This window comes from Embleya sp. NBC_00896, assembly GCF_045207785.1.
Taxonomy (GTDB): domain Bacteria; phylum Actinomycetota; class Actinomycetes; order Streptomycetales; family Streptomycetaceae; genus Embleya.
The window spans coordinates 898,790-916,258 of sequence record NZ_CP108777.1 but is presented as its reverse complement, the minus strand read 5'-3'; the positions used below and the strand labels follow the sequence as shown (position 1 = coordinate 916,258).

The 17,469-nt window shown below is 72.6% G+C and carries 15 protein-coding genes and 1 pseudogene; 5 read left to right on the top strand and 11 right to left on the bottom strand.

Annotated elements, in window-relative coordinates; genetic code table 11:
- Positions 1 to 149 precede the first annotated feature (149 nt).
- The 5 genes and pseudogenes from OG928_RS37330 to OG928_RS37310 form a co-directional block, all read right to left on the bottom strand.
- A complete protein-coding gene (locus OG928_RS37330; protein ID WP_331766432.1) occupies positions 150 to 1,424 on the bottom strand; it encodes an MFS transporter in 1,275 nt (424 codons plus the stop codon).
- Positions 1,421 to 2,482 (bottom strand): enolase C-terminal domain-like protein, encoded by a 1,062-nt coding sequence (locus OG928_RS37325; protein ID WP_331766431.1) that lies wholly within the window; start codon positions 2,480 to 2,482, stop codon positions 1,421 to 1,423. Before OG928_RS37325 ends, OG928_RS37330 begins: the two co-directional genes overlap by 4 nt.
- The gene (locus tag OG928_RS37320; protein WP_331766430.1) at positions 2,479 to 3,600 is read right to left on the bottom strand and encodes a pyridoxal-phosphate dependent enzyme; all 1,122 of its coding nucleotides are present in this window, start codon (positions 3,598 to 3,600) and stop codon (positions 2,479 to 2,481) included. The genes OG928_RS37325 and OG928_RS37320 overlap by 4 nt, the downstream gene beginning before the upstream one ends.
- Complete coding sequence (locus OG928_RS37315) at positions 3,597 to 4,469, bottom strand: Rossmann-like domain-containing protein (protein ID WP_406291558.1); 873 nt, start codon at positions 4,467 to 4,469, stop codon at positions 3,597 to 3,599. The genes OG928_RS37320 and OG928_RS37315 overlap by 4 nt, the downstream gene beginning before the upstream one ends.
- Before the next feature lie 112 nt (positions 4,470 to 4,581).
- Positions 4,582 to 4,716, bottom strand: a pseudogene (locus OG928_RS37310) (carboxylate--amine ligase); the annotation flags it as partial.
- A gap of 362 nt (positions 4,717 to 5,078) precedes the next feature.
- Here OG928_RS37310 and OG928_RS37305 point away from each other — a divergent pair.
- Entirely contained in the window at positions 5,079 to 5,939 is an 861-nt protein-coding gene (locus tag OG928_RS37305; protein ID WP_331766429.1) for an isocitrate lyase/PEP mutase family protein, read from the top strand.
- A gap of 24 nt (positions 5,940 to 5,963) precedes the next feature.
- Here OG928_RS37305 and OG928_RS37300 read toward each other — a convergent pair whose 3' ends face one another.
- Positions 5,964 to 6,758: a siderophore-interacting protein gene (locus tag OG928_RS37300; RefSeq protein ID WP_331766428.1), complete on the bottom strand. Its 795-nt coding sequence runs from the start codon at positions 6,756 to 6,758 to the stop codon at positions 5,964 to 5,966.
- 256 nt (positions 6,759 to 7,014) lie between these two features.
- Here OG928_RS37300 and OG928_RS37295 point away from each other — a divergent pair, with 256 nt between their 5' ends.
- From OG928_RS37295 to OG928_RS37280, 4 genes are all read left to right on the top strand, one after another.
- Positions 7,015 to 8,223, top strand: a complete 1,209-nt coding sequence (locus OG928_RS37295) for an ATP-grasp domain-containing protein (protein WP_331766427.1) — start codon at positions 7,015 to 7,017, stop codon at positions 8,221 to 8,223.
- Positions 8,220 to 9,935 carry an IucA/IucC family protein gene (locus OG928_RS37290; protein ID WP_406291557.1) on the top strand — a complete coding sequence of 572 codons (1,716 nt, stop codon included), beginning with the start codon at positions 8,220 to 8,222 and terminating at the stop codon, positions 9,933 to 9,935. Before OG928_RS37295 ends, OG928_RS37290 begins: the two co-directional genes overlap by 4 nt.
- A 170-nt stretch (positions 9,936 to 10,105) precedes the next feature.
- Positions 10,106 to 11,845, top strand: coding sequence for an IucA/IucC family protein (locus OG928_RS37285; protein WP_331766426.1), 1,740 nt, complete (start codon positions 10,106 to 10,108; stop codon positions 11,843 to 11,845).
- Positions 11,842 to 13,038 (top strand): type III PLP-dependent enzyme, encoded by a 1,197-nt coding sequence (locus OG928_RS37280; RefSeq protein WP_331766425.1) that lies wholly within the window; start codon positions 11,842 to 11,844, stop codon positions 13,036 to 13,038. The genes OG928_RS37285 and OG928_RS37280 overlap by 4 nt, the downstream gene beginning before the upstream one ends.
- A gap of 68 nt (positions 13,039 to 13,106) precedes the next feature.
- On the opposite strand, the gene OG928_RS37275 is transcribed toward OG928_RS37280, so the two are convergent.
- The 5 genes from OG928_RS37275 to OG928_RS37255 form a co-directional block, all read right to left on the bottom strand.
- Positions 13,107 to 13,460, bottom strand: a complete 354-nt coding sequence (locus tag OG928_RS37275; protein ID WP_331766424.1) for a metalloregulator ArsR/SmtB family transcription factor — start codon at positions 13,458 to 13,460, stop codon at positions 13,107 to 13,109.
- Positions 13,457 to 13,903: an SRPBCC domain-containing protein gene (locus OG928_RS37270; protein WP_331766423.1), complete on the bottom strand. Its 447-nt coding sequence runs from the start codon at positions 13,901 to 13,903 to the stop codon at positions 13,457 to 13,459. The genes OG928_RS37275 and OG928_RS37270 overlap by 4 nt, the downstream gene beginning before the upstream one ends.
- 227 nt (positions 13,904 to 14,130) lie before the next feature.
- Entirely contained in the window at positions 14,131 to 14,385 is a 255-nt protein-coding gene (locus OG928_RS37265) for an SIMPL domain-containing protein (protein ID WP_331768248.1), read from the bottom strand.
- The gene (locus OG928_RS37260; protein ID WP_331766422.1) at positions 14,382 to 14,879 is read right to left on the bottom strand and encodes an SRPBCC domain-containing protein; all 498 of its coding nucleotides are present in this window, start codon (positions 14,877 to 14,879) and stop codon (positions 14,382 to 14,384) included. The genes OG928_RS37265 and OG928_RS37260 overlap by 4 nt, the downstream gene beginning before the upstream one ends.
- A gap of 443 nt (positions 14,880 to 15,322) precedes the next feature.
- Positions 15,323 to 17,266 carry a PhoX family phosphatase gene (locus tag OG928_RS37255; RefSeq protein WP_331766421.1) on the bottom strand — a complete coding sequence of 648 codons (1,944 nt, stop codon included), beginning with the start codon at positions 17,264 to 17,266 and terminating at the stop codon, positions 15,323 to 15,325.
- Positions 17,267 to 17,469 lie beyond the last annotated feature (203 nt).

Here is a 17,469-nt window from a genome sequence, read left to right as displayed (position 1 = left end):
GGCGGGTGTCGGTGGGGCGCGGATCCGTGGGGCGTGGGTCGGTGGGTCGTGCGTCGGTGTGGTGCGGACCGCCGGGGCCTGGCTCGGCGGGCGGCAGCCGGTGGGCGGCGGGCGATCACGTGCGGGCGGTCCACGCGTGCGCCGCGCGCTCATCGCGAGTTGGCCCCGGTGGGGGAGTCGACCTTCGTGGTCGAGGGATCGGGCAGGGCACGCGCGCGTTGCAGTCGGCCGACGGCGGCGGCCGAGATCAGGCCCAGGGCCAGGCAGCCGGCCCAGGGCAGCCAGGCGAGGCCGGTGCGTTCGGCGGTGTCCATCGCCCACCCGATCCCGGCGTTGCCGGCGGCGGCGGCGACTCCGGAGACCAGGTAGAAGAGTCCGAAGTGGGTGCCGGTCAGGTCCGCGCGGCCGAAGGCGGGGATCAGTTCCAACACGAACGGCTGGGCGATCATCACCCCAAGGTTCAGCAGCAAGGCCCCGACGAGTACCGGCAGCAGCCGCAGCGCGGCGTCCGCCGTCCCGTGCGGTGCGCCGCCGCCGGCCACGAGCATCGGCGGGACGAAGGCGAGGCCCATGACCGCGGTCCCGCCGGCGATCCAACGGCCGCGGCTGCCGCGGTCCTTGAGCAGCCGGGTGATGCGCAGTTGCAGGAGCACGTTGGCGGCGGTGCCCACCAGGAAGAGCAGACCGACGGTGGCCCGCGAGCCGGTGGCGTGTCGCGCGCCGTCCGGCAGCAGGAGGTACAGCTGGGTCTCCAGCCCGTAGAGGCCGGCGAGTGCGATCGAGAAGGCGACGAAGGCGCGGTTGGCCAGGACCTCGCGCCAGTCGCCGAGTACGGTGGTGGTGCGGGCGGGGACCGCCCGGGCGGGCAGGACCAGTGCCTGGGCGACGGTGAGCAGTGCGAAGATCGCCGCCGCGGTCAGCGCCGCGGCCCTGAAGTCGACGAGCAGCAGCACGCTCCCGAGCAGCGGGCCCAGCAGGGCGCCGGTGGTGGCGAAGACGTTGAACAGGGCGAAAGCCTCGGCCTTGCGCTCGCCCGACTCCCGGGCGATGTACGTGCGCACGGCGGGGTTGAACAGGGCCCCGGCCAGCCCGCTGAGCACGGAGGCCGCGATCAGCAGGGCGAGTCCGTCGCCGAGCGCGAACAGGCCGAATCCCACGGTGCGCAGCGCGCAGCCGGCGATGATCACGCCGCGCGCGCCGAGCCGGTCGGCGGCCGAGCCGCCGAGCACGAACAGCCCCTGTTGGCTGAGGTTGCGGACGCCCAGGACCACGCCGACCAGGGCGGCTGACATGCCGAGGTCGTCCGCGAGGTGCGTGGCGAGGTGGGGGATGAGCAGATAGAAGCCGGTGTTGACGCCGAGTTGGTTGATCAGGAGCAGGCGCACCGCGAACGGGAAGCCGGCCGCGGTGCGCAGGGTCCTCACTGCGCGGCCCCGGTGTTCGTGGGCCGAACTCCCAGGCCGGAGTGGGCGGAGGCGCGGACGACGCCGTCCGTGCCGCCGATCCCGGTCCACGGGTCGTGGGCCAGGAGCAGGTGGCCGTCGAGGTCGACCCAGCGGGCCCGGTCCACCAGGTGCACCGCCGGCGCGATGCCCAGCGAGTCGGCGGTCAGGCAGCCGAGCATGATGTCGGTGCCGCTGCCGCGCAGGGCCTCGACGATGCGCAGCGCGGCGCGAACCCCGCCGCATTTGGCGAGCTTGATGTTGACGCCGTGCACGTGCCCGGCCAGGCGGAGCGCGTCGTGGTACGACACCGCGTCCTCGTCGGCGATCACCGGGATCGGCGAGCGTTCGGCGATCCGGGCGAGCACGTTCGGTCGGCCCGGGGCGACGGGCTGCTCCACGGCCTCGACGCCGAGCGCGGCGAAGCTCGGGAGCAGGTCGAGCGCCTGCCGCTCGGTCCAGGCGCCGTTGGGGTCCAGGAGCAGCGTGGCGTGCGGGGCGGCTGCGTGTACGGCCGCGACCCGGGCCAGGTCCAGGTCCAGGGCCGGGTCGGGCGAGCCGGCCTTGATCTTGACGACGGTGAATCCGCTCGCACAGAGGTGGGCCGCCGAGGTCGCGGCGTGTGCGGCGTCGACGATTCCGATCGTGCGGGCGGTGGCGGCGGCCGGTGTGTGCGCGGTGCCGAGCAGGCGGTGTACGGGCTCGCCGGCGCGCTTGCCGACCAGGTCCAGGAGGGCGGCCTCGATCGCGGCGAACACCCCGGGTGGGAGGTGCGCCGGTGCGGTCGAGTCCTCGGCGGTGGCGGTCGACGCGGTTTCGGGGTCGGGGTGGCGCTCGATCCAGGGCCGGGCGGCGGCCGGCGCCCGGATGATGCGCGGGGTCGGCAGGTCGAGGTAGGTGCGTGCGACGGCCTCGCCGTACCCGCGGATCCCGGCGTGCTCGACGGTGACCCGTACCGCGTCGCGGGTGGTGGTGACCGAGCGGGATATTCGCAGTGGCTCGGCGAGTTCGAGCGTCGTGGTGTGCCAGGTGAGTCTCATGCCGAGTCCCCGGAGTGCGGGGCCGGCACGCGGGCTCGGCGCGGTGTGAGCGGTCCGCCGACGGCGCGGCAGCGTGCCCATCCGGTGACTTCGACCGCGCGCGGATGCGGGATCTCCATCGGGCGGGCAGGCAGGTCGCAAGTGTCCAGACCGTGGAGCCGGCAGAAGTCGTCGTCGTAGACGGTGCCGAGGTAGCGATGCGGCCCGTCCGGGAAGACGGTCGCCACGATCGCGCCCGGCTCCACCCGGGCCGCCCACGCCGAGACCAGGGCGACCGCCCCGGTGCTCCAGCCGCCGCTGACGAAGCTGCCGCGGGCCAGTCGGCGGCAGGCGTCCACGGCGGCGGCCGGGCCGACCCAGTGCACCTCGTCGAACTCGCCGTGGGCGACGTTGCGCGGGTGGATGCTGCTGCCCAGGCCGCGCATGAGCCGGGTGCGGGCCGGCTGGCCGAAGATCGTCGAGCCGACGGAGTCGACCCCGATCACCCGCAGGGCCGGCCACCGCCGGCGCAGCGGCCCGATCAGCCCGGCGCTGTGCCCGCCGGTGCCGACGCTGCACACCAGGACGTCCAAGTGGTCGAGCTGGCCGGTGAGTTCGGTGGCCGTCGACGCGTAGCCGGCGGCGTTGTCGGGGTTGTTGTACTGGTCGGGCCAATAGGCGTCCGGGGTCCGCGCCAACACCTCGCGCAGCCGGGCGAGCCGCGCGGCCTGCCAGCCGCCCTCGACGGCGGGGCGCTCCACCAGGTACAGGTCCGCGCCGTGGGCGCGGAGCAACTGCCGCATGGCCGGCTCCAGTTCGCGGTCGCCGATCAGCAGTACGGGGTGGCCGAGCGCCTGGCCGGCGAAGGCCAGGCCGATCCCCAGGGTGCCCGAGGTCGACTCGATCACCGGTGCGCCCGGGCGGAGTTCGCCGCGCAGGCGGGCGCCGCGCAGCATCGACACGGCCGCGCGGGCCTTCATTCCGCCCGCGCCGAGGCATTCGAGCTTGGCCCAGAAGCCGGGGTGCGGGTGCGGCAGGGCGGTGCGGATCCGGGCGAGGGGGGTGCCGCCGAGCAGCGGCAGCAGGTCGGCGTTGGCGGTTCCGGACGCGGTGGGGTCCAGGGTGGACGTCGTGGTCATCGGATGCTCCCGTAGCGGTGGACGATCCCGGGGCCGCCGTCGAGCCAGAAGAACGGGTAGGGCTCCGCGCACACGGCGGTGACTCCGGACCCGATGAAGCGCGGCAGGACGGCGCTTCCGGTCTGGGCGAACAGCACCAGCGGCTTGCCGGTCGCGGCGGCGTGCGCGCGCAGCGGCTCGAAGGTCGCGTTTCCCAGCGTCATCCCCGAGGCCAGGATCGCGTCGCAACTCGCCAGGGCGGCCTGGGCATCGGTGTGCACGGGTTCGCCCCATTCGGTACGGCCGCCCTTGAGGTCGCAGGGCACGTAGCCGACGCCGTGTTCGCGCAGCCGCTCCAGGAGGGAGTTGACGACGCCCACGACCAGGACCGTGCGCAGCCGGTCCACCGGCAGCAGGTCCACCACCGCGCGGGCCCGGGCCCGGGACTTGTGCAGCGAGCTGCCCGCGGGCAGTGGGTAGGGTCGGGCGCCGTTGGCCGGGGTGTGTGGTCGGTGCCGCATGAGGTAGGCGTCCAGCGCGGCCAGGCGCACGGCGGGCACGGGGTGGTCCAGGAGTTCGGCGATCGTGGCGCCGACGCAGTCGTCGATCGCGGCAGCGGGTAGGGTGCCGGGTTCGACGGCGCAGGAGCCGACCGCCTCGGCCAGGCGCAGGCTGAGCACCTCGTTGCGGTATCCGCCGGCGCGGCGTGCGTGGTGGACGGCCTGGACGGTGCGAAATGCCGTGGGCACGCGTTCGCGCGCGGGGTCGGTTCCGTAGGCGCCGGCTCGGACCCGGGCGAGCAGTTCGTCGAGTGATCCGACGCCGGCGGTGGGGGTGTCGCAGGGGTGGGCGTTCGCGGGGTGGGCGTCGGCGGGGCGGGCGGGGCTCACGCGGTTGCCGCCGTCGGCAGGTCGTAGCGCGGACGCAGGCGGGACAGCAGGCGTTCGGCGTGGGCACGGGCGCCCGTGCCCTCGGCGTCGATGGTCATGACGTGGCCGAGGTATGCGTTGTTGCTGGTGGCGCCAGGTGCAGGTCCCGGGTGAGGAACGTGAACTCGTGGCCTCCCTCGCCGATGGCACGCGGCAGCAGCGCGCTCATCGATCCGACCCAACTCTCGACAACCAACAGGTGGCCCACCGGATTTCCCCCTCGAAACGCGATCACGGGTTTCGGGCACGCGACGCCGCGAGCATTCGCTCGTGGCGGGTGCGTCGACTCGCAGGACGTTATCGATAATGGAAGTCGTTTTCAATACGTGACGTTCGGAGTCGAAGTCGGGCTCGGGCTCGGGCCCGAAGTCGGGCTCAGGTTCGGGTTCGGACTCGCACTCGGAGTCGGGCTCGGTTCGGGCGCGACGGGCGAACGGGAAGTTGGCCGAGATTGACACCAGTTGATCGAGATCTGCATACTGCGTCCGTATTCGATGGACAGCACAGAGTGACCATCGGTGTTCCGTCCGCCTCGGGGGCACGGCCCCACGCCTGTTCTCCGGAGAGCTCGTGCACTACGGCAACGCCCTGCGGGCGGAGATCTCCCGCCCGCACACCACGCCGCTCGTCGGCATCTACGACATGTACTCCGCGTCGATCGCGGCCCGCCACTTCGACGGCTTCTTCGTGTCCGGGTTCGGCTTCGCCGCGTCGCACTACGGGTTGCCCGACATCGGCTTCATCGCCTGGCCGGACATGGTCGCCTTCGCCGAGCGCCTGCGGCTCGCCTTCCCGCGCCACCACCTGCTGGTGGACATCGACGACGGCTACGGCGACCCGGAGGTCGCCTGCCACGTGGTGCAGCGCCTGGAACGGGCCGGGGCGTCCGGGGTGATCCTGGAGGACCAGTTGCGCCCGCGCCGCTGCGGGCACGCCGACGGCAAGCGGGTGCTGCCGCTGGAGGAATACCTGGCCAAGCTGAACCTGGTCCTGGACAGCCGCGCCGACCTGGTCGTGGTCGCCCGTACGGACGCCACCGAGCCGGACGACATCCTGCGCCGCGCACGGGCGCTCGCCAAGACCGACGCGGACGTCGTCCTGGTGGACGGTGTGCGCAGCGTCGAGTGGATCCGCCGGATCCGGGACGCGGTCGGCGACAAGCCGCTGCTGTTCAACCAGATCGCGGGCGGCAAGTCACCGAGCCTGGCGCTGACCGACCTGGCGCGCCTCGGCGTCGACGTCGCGATCTACAGCACCCCGTGCCTTTTCGCCGCGCACGCCGCCATCGACACGGCGCTCACCGAACTCCTGCGGGCGGACGGCCGCTTGCCCCGGACCGACGCGGCGGACGCGATCGGCGTCCGGGAGGCCACCGAGTTGCTGGAGCGGAACATCAGCCGCCACCACGAGGTGGCCGGCCGGGCCCGGTGAACCGGTCCGGCCGACCGCCGACCGCTACTGCGCGAGTTGCCGCTCCGGGACGCGGGCGTGTGCGGTGTCCTCGGTGTGCCCGACGCGCCAGTAGCCCATGAACGCGATGGAGCGGCGGTCCATGCCGCGCTCGTGGACGAGGTGGCGTCGCAGCGCGCGGACGCGGCCGGCCTCGCCGGCGATCCAGGCGTAGCCCCGGTCGGCCGGCAGATCTGTGCCCTGCACGGCCGAGAGCAGTCGGCACTTGGTGTGCCCGTCGTCGTCCGGGTACAGCCACCGGACGCGCACGCCGGGCGGCGTGACCAGGTCCTGCCGGTCGGCCGCCGTGGTCACCTCCACGAAAACGTCCCCACGCGCGTCCGCCGGCAGCGACTCGACGATGGAGCCGATCGCCGGCAGCGCCGCCTGGTCGCCGACCAGCAGGAGGTGCCTGCCGGAGGGTGGCTCGAAGCTGTAACCACCGTTGCGCTCGGCGGTCGGCCCGAGCAGATCGATCGGATCGCCGACGCGGGCCGAACGAGCCCACCGCGAGGCAGGTCCGCCGGGGGAGTGCAGGGCGAAGTCGATGTCGATCTCCACCGGTTCCGACCGGTGGGCGCGCACTGTGAACGTGCGCTGGTGGGGCCGGTCGGCCTCCGGGATCCGCTCCCACGCCTCGCGCCAGGTCTGGCCCTCCAGGGCGAGCCGCGGCGCCGGCCGACCCTCGCGCGGAACGAAGAGCTTGACCCGCTGATCGGGTGCCCCGGCGACGAAGTTCGCCAGGTCGGGGCCGGTCAGCGTGATCCGGGTGGCGTTGCGGGTGATCGGTGCGTTGCGCACCACGGTCAGGTGGAAGGGCCGGTAGACCTGCGCACGGCGTTCACGTTCGGTGGAGATTGGAACTCGCCCTCTCGGACACGATCGGACACGAGACGATGTCAAGGTTAGGCTACCCTAACCGAATACTTCCAAAGGTCTCACCGATGGTGTGGCGTGTCACTGAACGACCCTGGCCGGCAAGGATTTGGCTGCCAGGTATGCCTACCCTAAGTTGTTCCGCGTCCGGGATGTCGTGTCCGAGAGGGACCGATCACGCATGCGGCTGTATCTGCTCGCGCTCAACCCCACCGACTCGGTGACCGAGGGATTCCTGCCGGCCGCCCTGGACCTGGGGATGGACGTCACGCTGCTCGCCGACGCCGCCCACGAGCAGGCACACCGAAAGGTGTGCGCCGCGTTTCCGGCCGTCGAGGTCCTGGCCTGCGACGTCCGCGACTTCCGCGAGGTCGTCGGCCGGATCTCCGGCCACCACCCACCGGCCGCCGTGTTCACCAACAGCGACCACCTCCAGGTCCAAGCGGCCCTGGCGGCAGCGTACTTCGACCTGCCCGGCAAGGACTGGAAGGCCGCGACGCGCGCGAAGAACAAGGCGCAGATGCGGCACCACCTCGCCGCCGCCGGCGCGGACACCGTGTGGTCGGTCGAACTGGCCCCCGGTCGCCCGGCCTCGGACCTGCTCGCCCTCGAACCGCCCTATCCGTGCGTGGTCAAGCCGCGCGAAGGGGTCGCCGGCGAAGACGTCGTACTGGTCGCCCACGACGCGGAACTGCTCGTGCGCTGCGCCGAGATACAGGCCCGACGGCCCGCGGCCGCGCTGCTGGTCGAGGAGTTCCTATCCGGCGAGCTGTACACCCTGGAGACTCTCGGCGACAGCCGCGGCATCCGGGTCCTGGGCGGCTTCCACACCCACCTGTCCCCACCGCCGCACTTCGTCGAGACCCGGCTCGACCTGGTCCCCGACCCGCCGCGCGCGATCACCGACCGCGTGCTCGTCCAACTCGACACGCTCGGCGTCGGAATGGGCGCCTGCCACACGGAGTTCGTCGTCCAGGCCGGTCGGCCCCGGATCATCGAGGTCAACTACCGTGCGGTCGGCGACCAATGCGACCTGCTGCTCGCCGACGTCCTCGACATCCCGCTCTTCGCGCTCATACTGCGCACCCATCTGGGCGAGCGACTCCCCGCCGACCTGGGTGCCCGCACCGACCGGCACGCCCGCGTCGACTACCCCTGCGCCGACCGCGCGGGCACCCTCACCGACGCCCCCGGCGACACGGACTCGGCCCCCGACGGCGATGTCCGGCTCACCTACCGCCCGTTGCGCGCGAAGGGCGAACGGCACGAGCACCACCACTCCAACCGCGACTACCTCGGTGTCCTGCGCACCACGGGCACCGATCGGCGCGCGGTGGACCGCGCGGCCGAGGACTTCCTGGCCACCCGGCGCTGGAGCATCACGCCGTGAGGGACCGCGCCGACGCCGACGCGTCCATATCCCCGACGGCATCCGGCGCGGCGTCCCCCGCGGCGCCCGGCGCGGTCGACGAACTCCTGTCGCGGGTCCTGGACACCGTGTTGCGCGAGGACATCCTCGGCCTGCGCTCCACGGCGACACCCGTATGCCGGCCCGACGGAACATGGCTGCGACTGACGGTTGTCGACGGCACGGCGTGGCTGCTCCCGGTCCGGACCGACGGGTTCCAGTGCGAGTACGCCGCCCGGCTGCCACTGCTCGAAGCCGAGACCGGCGGCGCGCGACTGACCGATACCGACACCGTGCTCGCGGCGCTCCGGGACCTGGCCGACCCCCGGGACCGGCCCGGCTTCGACGACTTCGCCGCGGAGTGCCGACAGGCGCGGGTGGCCGGCCGACTGTACGAGACGGTGGGGCCGGCCGTCCGGGCCCGGCTCGCGGACCGCCACGGCCCGGACCCGAGCACGTGGACCGGCCTGGGCGCCGGCCCCGCCCTGGACACCCTCGCCGCGTACGTCGACCACCCGATCTACCCGACCGCACGCGCCCGGCCCGGCCTCGACGAGCGGGCGCTGCGCCGACACGCGCCCGAACTCCACCCCGTCTTCCGACTGCGCTGGGTGCTGCCGGCCAAGGACACGCTCACCGTCGCGGGGGCGCTGCCCGAGTGGTGGCCCACCCCCGCCGAGCTCGGGCTGCCGCGACTGAACACGAGTCACCTCGCCCTGCCCGTACACCCGTTGGCGATCGGGCGGCTGCCGGACGGCGTGATCCATACCGATCGGCCGTACCTGGACGTGGCCCCGACGCTGTCGATGCGCACCGTCGCCTCGACCGCGGACCCCACCGTGCACCTCAAACTCCCGCTCCCCACCGCCACCCTCGGGCTGCGCAACCGCCGCACCATCAAGCCCGGCACCCTCGTCGACGGCGCGGCCGGCGAACGGCTCCTGGCGGCCGTACTGAAGCGGGAACCGCGCTTTGCGGGCCGCGTACTGCTCGCCGACGAACAGACCTACCTGCACGCGGGCCACGAGCTGCTCGCGGTGCTGGTGCGCCGCTACCCGCCCGACATGGACGACGCGCTCGTGCTGCCGCTCGCCGCCCTGCTCGCCCGCGGACCGGACGGCACCCTCGTCCTGGACCGGGTGGCGGACCGCTTCCACGGCGGCGACCGGTTCGCGCTGCTCGACGCGTACCTCACGCTGCTGCTCGACTGGCAGACGACCCTGTTCCGGTACGGGATCGCGCTCGAATCGCACCAGCAGAACCTCTCCCTGATCCTGGCCGAGGGCCGCCCGCCGCGGTTGTTGTTTAAGGACAACGACGGGCCGCGCGTCAACACCGCCCGATGCCCGCTCCCGCACGACGGGTTCGACGACCCGCGCACCTTCACCACGCACGACGGGCCGCTCGCCGACCTGTTCGTCACGATCACCGTGCACCTGTGCGCGGGCGCCCTCGCGTTCGCGCTGGCCCCGCCCGAGCGCGACCGTCTGCTCCGCCTGATCCACGACCGCGTGGCCACGCTCGCGGACCCGGACCTGCGCCGCCGGGTCCTGGACGCGGAGCGCCTGCCGGTCAAGGCGATGGTCACCGCCGGCACGCTGTTCACCAAACAGCGCTCGGGCGCGGTGGACATCAACAAGCACTACACGACCGGGCCCAACTACCTGCGCCGCGCGGCCGCCGCGCCTCGGTGACCGCCGCGCCCCACTCGTTTCCCCGCTCGTGCTCCGCTCGTTCGCCCACTCGTCCCCCGCCGCCCGTTCTCCGTACACTCCTCCGCCCGTTCCTCCGCTAGTTCCCCCGCTCGTTCCTCCGTCCGCACCGCACCGCACCTCGCGTCGCCCTCGAACCGCTGGAGTCGCCCATGCCGTCGGCCCAACCCCGGACCACCACCGCGTCCCCCGGCCCGGCGCCCCCGGCGCCCCCGGCGCTTCCCTCCGCCGACGACGCCGTCGCGCACACCCTGCTCAACTGCCTCCAGCGGGAGGTCTCCGGGCCGGAACGCGGCACCCTGGTCGAACCCGACGGCGGCGGACACCTGCGGCTGCGCCTGGCCCGTTCCGGAACGGACTTACGGGTGCGGATCCGGCGCACGTCGCTGCTGGGTGACCACCGCTTCATCGGTCCGGTCGCCGAACGGAGCGGGAGCGGCTGGCGCGACCTGACCTGGCGGGATCTGGGCCTGCGCGTGCACGACGAACTGGGCCTGCGCAGCGGCGTCCACAACGACGAGTTCCTCGATCAACTCGCCTCCAGCCACGACGGCGTCGCCGCCGGGCTGGATCGACACGCCCCCGCGCCGGCATCGCGCTACCTCGAATCGGAACAGGCGCTGGTGTTCGGGCACCGCTTCCATCCCACCCCCAAGGCCCGGAGCGCCGACCGCGCGACGTGGGCCGCCTACGCGCCCGAGGCCCGCGCCACCTTCCGGCTGCGCCACCTCGCGGTCCGGAGCGAACTGATCGCCCAGGAACGCCTCTCGCCGGACGCCACCGCCGTGCTCGACCGGCTCCGCCCGGTCCCGGCCGGCTACACGCTGCTGCCCGCCCACCCGTGGCAATACGAACTCCTCGCCGGCCACCCGGCCCTGCGGGCCGCGCTCGCGCGCGGCGACGTGCTCGACCTCGGCGAGGGCGGCGCGCGCTTCACCCCCACCGCGTCGGTGCGCACGCTGTCCGGCGAAGGGGTGTTCCTCAAGTTCAGCCTGAACGTGCGGATCACCAACTGCGTGCGCAAGAACGCCGCGTACGAGCTGTCCGGGGCGGTCGCGCTCACCGGCGCGCTGGCGCCGATCCTGGCCCGGCTGGGCCGCCGCTTCCCCGGCCACGCGGTGCTGGGCGAGCCCGCGTACCGCAGTCTGTCCCCGGCCCTGGCGCCCGAACTGCTCGAAGGGTTCGGCGTGATCGTCAGGGACGGCCTCGACGCGCACCTGCGCGCGGGCGCCACCCCGCTGCTCGCCGCCGCGGTGGCCGACGAGTACCCCACCGGCTCCGCGCACATCTCCCGGCTGCTCGACGGCGGCGGGCCGCGCGAGGCGCTGCGCTGGTGGGAGTGCTACCTGCGCCTGCTCGTGCCGCCCGTACTCGCCGCCTTCCTCGAACACGGAGTCGTGTTGGAACCGCACCTACAGAACGTCCTCGTCGCGGTGGACCGCGCCGGGCGTCCCACCCAGGTCCTGTTGCGCGACATGGAGGGCAGCAAACTGCTCCCCGAGCAGCATGCCGCCACCCTCGCCGCCCTCCCGCCGTCGGTCGCCGAACCGATGACGTACAGCGCGCGGCGCGGCTGGGACCGGGTGACCTACTGCCTTGTGGTCAACAACATCGCGGAGGTCCTGGCCGCGCTCACCGACCTGCACCCGCATCTGGAGGCCCGGTTGTGGGCCCGGGTGCGGGCGGTCATCGAGCACTGCTCGCACGAGCACGGCCATCCGCCGCGCCTGCGCGCGCTCCTCGCGGGGGCGCCGCTGCCGGCCAAGGCGAACCTGCTCGCGCGCTGGGACCGCCGTGCCGACCGGGAGGCCGAGTACATCCGGATCCCCTCGCCGCTGGGCCGATCGGTCCTGGACGAGGCCATTCGCACACCCCTGCGGAGCGCGCCGTGATCACACCGTCGGTACGGGCCCGGGTCGAGCGCCTCGACGCCGGTGAACTGCCCGCGTACATCCACGACCTGGCCGGTCTGCGCGCGCACGTGGCGGGGGTTCGGGCCGCGCTGCCGGAGCGGGTCGAGCTGTACTACGCGGCCAAGGCCAACCCGGCGCCCGAGATCCTGGCCGCGCTCGCCGGCGGCGTCGACGGCTGCGAGGTGTCCTCCGGCGGCGAACTCGCCCACGTCCGCGCGCACCTGCCCGACACCCCCCTCGCGTTCGGCGGCCCCGGCAAGACCGCGGCCGAACTGGTCACCGCCCTGGACCTGGGCGTCGAGCGCTTCCACGTGGAGAGCGGGCACGAACTGCGCCTGCTGGCCGCGCTCGCGGCACGCCACGCGCCCGACCGCGACGTCGACGTGCTGCTGCGGGTCAACCTGCCGCTGGGCCCGGAGGTGCTGCGCGGGGCGGCGCTGGCGATGGGCGGCGACCCGTCGCCGTTCGGCCTGGACCCGGACGGGGTCGAGGCGTGCCTGGGCCTGTTCCGCGGCCCGGACGCGGGCCGGTTGCGCCTGCGCGGCATCCACGCGCACCTGGCCAGCGGCCTGGACGCGGACACGCAGGTCGACGTCGCCGGCCGCGTCGTCGCGTGGTCGCTGGCGCTCGCGGATCGCCACGGGGTGGAGCTGCACGAGGTCAACGTGGGCGGCGGCATGGCGGTCGACTACGCGAACCCGGCCGACCGCTTCGACTGGCGGCGCCTCGGCGCGGGCCTGGACCGGATCCTGGCCGGCCGGCCGCGACTGACCCTGCGGGTCGAACCGGGCCGGGCGCTGACGGCGTACTGCGGCTGGTACGCGACGGAGGTCCTCGACGTGAAGCACAGCCACGGCGAGGCGTTCGCGATCCTGCGCGGCGGCACGCACCACCTGCGCACGCCGGCGGCCAAGGGCCACGACCAGCCGTTCACCGTCGTCGCCGGCACGAACCCGTGGCCCCACCCGTGGCCCCGTCCGGCGGTACACGACACGCACGTCACCTTGGCCGGCCAACTGTGCACCCCCAAGGACGTACTCGCCCGCCACAAACCGATCACCCGCCTGCGCGCCGGTGACCGCGTCGCCTTCGCCCTGGCGGGCGCGTACGCCTGGAACATCTCCCACCACGACTTCCTCATGCACCCGCATCCCACGTTCCACTACGTGTGAGCCCGCTGCCCCGCCGGCCGGGCGGTCGCCTGCGGCCGGCGGGCTGCACGGCTGGACCGGTCACCGCACTACCGGCGCGAATCCCGTTCCGCCGCCTCGGCGGTGTGCTTGATGTTCGCCAGCCGTCGGTCCCAGTCGGCCGCGAGCGAGGCCATCCACCGCGCCGTCGCGTTCAGCGCGGCGGGCCGCACCGTGTACCGCACCTCGCGTCCGACCCGGCCACCGGAGACCAGTCCGGCGGCGTCCAGGACGGCGAGATGCTTGACCACGGCCTGCCGCGAGACGGGAAGTCCTTCGGCGAGCGTCGTCGCGGTGGCCTCGCCCCGCGCGGCGAGCAGATCGAGCAGCAGACGCCGCGTCGGGTCGGCCAGCGCGACCAGGACATCGTCCACCGCCCCGCTGCCGCCGCGTTCGTCCGTCATGCGGATGGCTGTTCGGCGCGCGCCTTGAGCGCGTCGAGCTCCTGGGGCCAGCCGCCGCTGTTGTTCTGCACGGCCTGGCTGCGCAGCTCCTGGGACCCGGCCAGCGCGGCGAACCCGCTCTCGACGACGCGGAGTCGCGTCTTGTCGCCTTCCGCGGTCAACGTGAACTCCACCAGGGTGCTGTTGTCCTCGCGCAGCTCCTCTCCGGGGAACGCACTGGCCCAGCGGTACGCCAGGTACGTCGGCGGCTCGACCTTCTCCACCCGCACGGGGAAGTCGCCGTGCTCGGGGTTCCTCGCCACCATCGACTCGCCTGCCTTGGCCAGGGTGCCGGCCAGACTCGCCTTGTCCGCCACCCAGAATCCGGGCTGGGCCACCAGCGACCAGACCCGCTCCAGGGGCGCCTCGATCAGGGTTTCGCGTTCGATCCGGTCCTCGCTCATGAGGGAACTCCTTCGTCGCCGTCATCGAATGTGCAACCCCAGAGTGGCACGTCAATCCACGAGGTGCAACCCGTCGATTGCACCTCGATCGACCACGGACTTCTCCGACCATCCCAACAATCGGCTCGCACCATGTCGCCGATCCTGTGCAGATCGGCTCTGCGAACGAAAGGAGGGCCTGGCGCCCGCCCGCGCTCGTGGCCGGGCTCCAGGCCATGTGTGTGGTGTCAGCCGCCGATGATCGAGAAGCCGATCACCACGCCCGCCGCGACACTGATCTTGCCGGGGGCGAGGTCGCCCTCGCCTCCGGCCCCACGGGCTCGTCCGTGCCCGCGGTAGGAGCTCTGCAACTGCTCGGAGTCCACATCCTTGATGTGGACGACGGGGCCGAGTCGGACATCCGCGGCCTCCGCGTACAGGGCCGCCTTCTCACGTGCGGCGGATACGGCGGCCGTGCGCGCCTCGGCGCGAAAAGATCTCAGGCCGACGCAGCCGACGACATCAACTGCTCCAGCTTGTTGAGACTCTGAGTCCAGCCTTCCTCGTGGAGAGCTTGGCGCCGCTCGGTGGCGAAGTCGCCCTGGCTGACAGTCAATTCGGCCCATGTACCGTCGATATCGCGAAGCGACAGCGTCACCACCGTCTCCCGATCCTCGGGATCGGGATCCTCCCACCGGAAGGTGTAGGACAGGCGTACCGGAGGGTCGACCTCAAGGAATTCCCCCACCAGGTAGAACAGATCGCCTTCCGGAGGCTGCATCGCGATCCGATAACCACCTCGTGGCCGAAGGTCACTTTCCACACCAGGGGTGGCGAATCCGTCAGGGCCCCACCACTTGGCCAGTTCCTGCGGTTCGGTCAAGGCTCGGAATACGACCGGGCGCCGTGCGCGGAGGACCCGCTTCAGATGCAGCCTCAGCTTGGCATCGTGCGTCATCACGAACCTCCTCCAACCGAAGGCGTCGAGATCGACCACCGCACCTATCCTAAGTACTGCAGCCATAGGCCGCGATCTCGCTGGTCAGGGGCGATGTGAAGACACGTACGACCACCGTTGATCATCGCGTGCCGAGTGGACAAACGAAGATCGAGCGGAGGCCGCAGGCCGCGTCGCGGTTGCTCTGATGACGGCCCGATCGATCTCACCCGCTTGGAGGTGCCGGCGGAGCGAGCGCGGCTCGTTTTGCGGTAGCGATGCGAGCCCCGACGCATTCCGTGCGGTGTTGGGCATTCCGAAGGCGAGCGCGACCCGTTCGAGGACATCGATGGCCATGACCGTCCGATTGCGTTGTCATAGGGCGTCTTGTCGGTCACGGACCACAGGGTTCCATGTGGGTTCGTGTGTGGTGCAGCGGTTTTTCGGGTGGCGGGGCGGGGCCGGAGGTGGCCCCGCCCCTTGCCGGTGGGCGGGCGGTCGGGTCAGGTGCCGATGATGCCGCCGTCGCGCTTGCGGATGACGACCGTGGCCGAGCGGGGGCGGCCCGTCGGGTCGAAGTCGGGCCAGTTGCTGACGGCGCGCGGGTTCTCCGGGGTCGGGGTGCCCCAGGACGTGGTGGCCTCGCCCGGGTGTTGGACGTTGACGAACATGGTGCGCTGGTCCGGGGCGAAGGTGATGCCGGTGAGCTCGCTGCCTCGCGGGCCGGTCAGGAAGCGCCGCACTTCGCCGGTGGTCGGGTCGGCGGCCAGCATCTGGTTGTTCCCGATCCGGTCGTAGCCCTTGTCGGCGCGGTTCTGGCTGGAGTTGGAGACGTCCGTCTGGATCCACAGTCGGCCGTCGTCGTCCACCGCGAGCCCGTCCGGCGAACCGAAGACCTGCGACTCGGACAGCGTGACCTTGGGGTCGTACTTCGGGTCGCCCGCGAGCAGGAAGATGTCCCAGCGGAACCGCAACGCGGTGCTGTCGCCGCGCTCCTCGCGCCACCGCACGATCTGTCCGTACGGATTGGGCGTGCGCGGGCCGACCGGACCGCCACCGCTGCCGTTGGTCAGCGTCAGGAAGACGTCCTTGCTGCGCGGATGCACCGCAACCCACTCCGGCCGGTCCAGGGGCGTCGCGCCGACCGCGTCCGCCGCCTGACGGGTCCGCAGCAGCACGTCGGCCTGATCCGCCCACCCGTTGGCCGCGGTCAGCGCGCCCTCGCCGAAGACCAGCGGCAGCCACCTGCCGGAACCGTCCGCCTCGAACTTGCCGACGTACAGGGTGCCGTGATCCAGCGGGTCCTTGCCGCGGGCCCGCAGCGACCGCCACGACGCGTTGCCGACGAACTTGTAGACGTATTCCTTGTCCTGGTCGTCACCGCTGTAGACGACGACTCGGCCCCGCGACTCGGTCACCGTCGCGCCCTCGTGCTTGAACCGCCCCAGCGCGGTCCGCTTGACCGGCGTGGCGCGCCCGTCGAGGGGGTCGATCTCGACGACCCAGCCGAACCGATTCGCCTCCTTCGGGTTCGCCGCGATGTCGAATCGCGGGTCGGCCTCGTGCCAGCGATAGCCGGCCCCCGCCTTGTCCACCCCGTAGCGGGCCTGCTCCGGGCTCGCCTGCCAGGACTGGTCCGCGGTCCCGAAGTAGCCGTTCCAGTTCTCCTCGCAGGCCAGGTACGTACCCCAGGGCGTGGCGCCGTTGCTGCAGTTGTTCAACGTGCCCTGCGCCGGACCGCGCGCGGCCAGCGCCGGATGCCCGTCACCCACCGGGCCCGAGAAGCGCACCGGAGTCGAACCCGTGACGCGACGGTTCAGCCGCGAGTCCACCAGCTTCCAGCGCCCGCGCTCCTCGGCGACCTCGACCACGCTCACCCCGTGGCCGGCCAGCGCCTTGTCGACCTTCTCCTTGGTCATGACCGCGGCGCCGTCGGCGAACAGCAGAGCCTGGTCGACGTACTCGTGGTTGAGCACGAGCACCCCGTGCCGGCTGCACTCGCGGCCTCGGCCCATGGGGAAGAAGTGCATCCCGTCATGGTTCATCCCGATCTGCTGCGCCTGGTCGGCCGCGGAGTTCGAGCCGTCCTTGCGCCAGGCGGGGCCGCGCGAGCGCAGCGGCGTGCCCCACGGTATGAGGACCTCGGCCGTATAGCCCGGCGGTACCACCAGCGTGTCCGCACTCGAGGCGGGCACCGCCGCGAAGCCGAGCAGCCGACTCGGCCGACCCGGGCGGTCGTCGTCGTGTCCGCGTTCGTCCGACGGCGCGGCCGACGCGGCACCGGCGCCGAACACCCCGCCACCGGCCAGGAATCCGGCGGCGGCGACGGCCGAGCCGCCACGCAGGACCGATCGGCGCGAGGCCAGCACCTCGCCCAGCGTCCGGTTGCCGGACGGGTTCGAGGGGGTGTCGTCGGGATCGACGACGAACGAGTGATCAGCGGACATGGCGACCTCACTTCTCGGGGGATGAGCGCGACGGCGCCGGGGCAGCGCCACACGACCGCAGATTCACTTCATCCGAGGCTGATGTGTTGGACAGGACGCTAGGCCCACAGGTTGACGGCCCGGGGGAGGAGAAGTGAACGGCGGGCGTACCGCGCCGTACGGGCGTACCGAGGCGTACGACCGGGCCGCGCGCCGCACGGCTG

Coding starts and splice junctions, on each gene's coding strand:
- OG928_RS37325 (WP_331766431.1), bottom strand. CDS start 2,482: ATGAGACTCACCTGGCACACCACGACGCTCGAACTCGCCGAGCCACTG.
- OG928_RS37320 (WP_331766430.1), bottom strand. CDS start 3,600: ATGACCACGACGTCCACCCTGGACCCCACCGCGTCCGGAACCGCCAAC.
- OG928_RS37295 (WP_331766427.1), top strand. CDS start 7,015: ATGCGGCTGTATCTGCTCGCGCTCAACCCCACCGACTCGGTGACCGAG.
- OG928_RS37285 (WP_331766426.1), top strand. CDS start 10,106: ATGCCGTCGGCCCAACCCCGGACCACCACCGCGTCCCCCGGCCCGGCG.
- OG928_RS37275 (WP_331766424.1), bottom strand. CDS start 13,460: ATGACGGACGAACGCGGCGGCAGCGGGGCGGTGGACGATGTCCTGGTC.
- OG928_RS37270 (WP_331766423.1), bottom strand. CDS start 13,903: ATGAGCGAGGACCGGATCGAACGCGAAACCCTGATCGAGGCGCCCCTG.
- OG928_RS37255 (WP_331766421.1), bottom strand. CDS start 17,266: ATGTCCGCTGATCACTCGTTCGTCGTCGATCCCGACGACACCCCCTCG.